Raw genomic sequence first — 1,709 nt, forward strand, 5'->3', positions numbered from 1 at the left:
AGCGTTGAAAGCAATAGTTTCATTTGGGATTTTGAAAAAAACAAGGATAAAATAACGTTGATTACTAGAGATTATAGAAAAATAGATATATCAAAAATGAAAAAAGTTGATAAGTTATCAGGAAGTAAAAATGAATTTTCATTAAATCATAACAAACCAGCCAACAAAACCATCATAGACGTTTCAACATCTTCTAACGATGATAAGTCCATTGTACATATAGAGATTGTCGGTATATTTAACCATGATGAACTCTTTGCAGTATAAATAAATCTCATCATATGATTTGTTAAAATTTTAAACTATTTCTCTATAAATTATCATTAATTATTATATTAATAATAATCCAGCATAATAACGATAACCAACTAAAAACACACTAATAAATAGTGTGTTTCTATAAACTTTATTTCTATAAATATAACAACCAACTAATAATATAAAAAATACTGATATGTGTTTTTTCAAAAAGTAATAAAACAACAAAAATACAATAATTAGCTAATTATAGAATAAGTTTATTTTATAATAATTAATGCAAATAATTTATTATTAAATAAGAAAGGAATTTATATGACTATAGTAAAAAATGTTAAAGAAACGACTAATTTCTATTTACCTAAAGGGATCATCACAACAGGAACTATGATAGGTTGGCCAAAAAAATCACCAAATGAAATAACAACAATAACTTATACATTTCCAGATCATAACACATACCGAGAAATTATAAAAAATAAAAACCCATTAACAGACAACATGAGAAAAAAAACGCTAAAAGATATATATGAATATTATAGGTTAGTAAATATTAGAGAACAAAAAAAACAAGAATTAAACACCATTGAAGATAAAGATAGTGAGGCTTCAAAAAAAAGAATAAAAGAATTAGAAGAAGGAATAAAAAAAATAGCAAATGATATTTATACTATACTAGATAATATACCTATCTATATTTACTCCACTCAAGAAACAATATTCCCTCATCAACAAAAAGTTATCGAAGAAATATTACAACACACCTCAGATATCGTACCTATATTTTTTAAAAAATATCACCATATACCAATGCTGATTTAAAATTTGGCTATTATAATCAATTTGTTAATATATCTGGTACAAAATTCATTTCAGGTTATCGAAAAGGCAGTGCTAGTCATCCTAACGAGGAAGGTACACCTATAAAAGAGATAAAACCAGATGAAGAACATGATGATCCGGGTACTATATTTATTGATTTTTCTTCACGCGAATATTATAAAACAATTAAGCAAGATAATATTGATGAATATATAGAAAATGAGGCAGATATCTATGATATATATTATATTAATAATGATAAAACTATTACAATAGCAAGGGGTAATAATGAGTTACGCAAAGAATACCAACAAAATAAACATAAAATCGGCTCATTTGTATATCATACTTTTATACATGAATTAGGTCATTCTCTAGGGCTATTTCATATTTGGGAATACATACTAAATGAAAAGCATAAAGTATTAGATTCAATTAAATACTCAGTTATGAGCTATAAGTGTCCTGATATTAAAGATGCAGATTTTGGTGGCCTTTATCCTATGACCTTTATGCTAGTAGATATATTATTGTTACAATATCTCTATGGCGAAAATATGACCACACGTCTTGAAAATAATACCTATGGATTTAATTCCAATACGGGACGCGCCGCTTACTCTTTAAAT

At 25.9% G+C, this 1,709-nt stretch carries 2 protein-coding genes and 1 pseudogene; all 3 read left to right on the top strand.

Annotation, left to right across the window (positions count from 1 at the left end):
* Nucleotides 1-267, top strand: a 267-nt coding sequence (locus HMPREF0693_RS08770) for a M10 family metallopeptidase C-terminal domain-containing protein (protein ID WP_004244901.1), incomplete at its 5' end; no start/stop codon positions are given.
* A 306-nt stretch (nucleotides 268-573) separates the two neighbouring features.
* The gene (locus HMPREF0693_RS19490; RefSeq protein WP_004244902.1) at nucleotides 574-1,080 is read left to right on the top strand and encodes a hypothetical protein; all 507 of its coding nucleotides are present in this window, start codon (nucleotides 574-576) and stop codon (nucleotides 1,078-1,080) included.
* A 449-nt stretch (nucleotides 1,081-1,529) separates the two neighbouring features.
* Nucleotides 1,530-1,709 (top strand): annotated as a pseudogene (locus HMPREF0693_RS19495) (peptidase M10); the annotation flags it as partial.

The organism is Proteus mirabilis ATCC 29906 (assembly GCF_000160755.1).
GTDB classification, from domain to species: Bacteria; Pseudomonadota; Gammaproteobacteria; order Enterobacterales; family Enterobacteriaceae; genus Proteus; species Proteus mirabilis.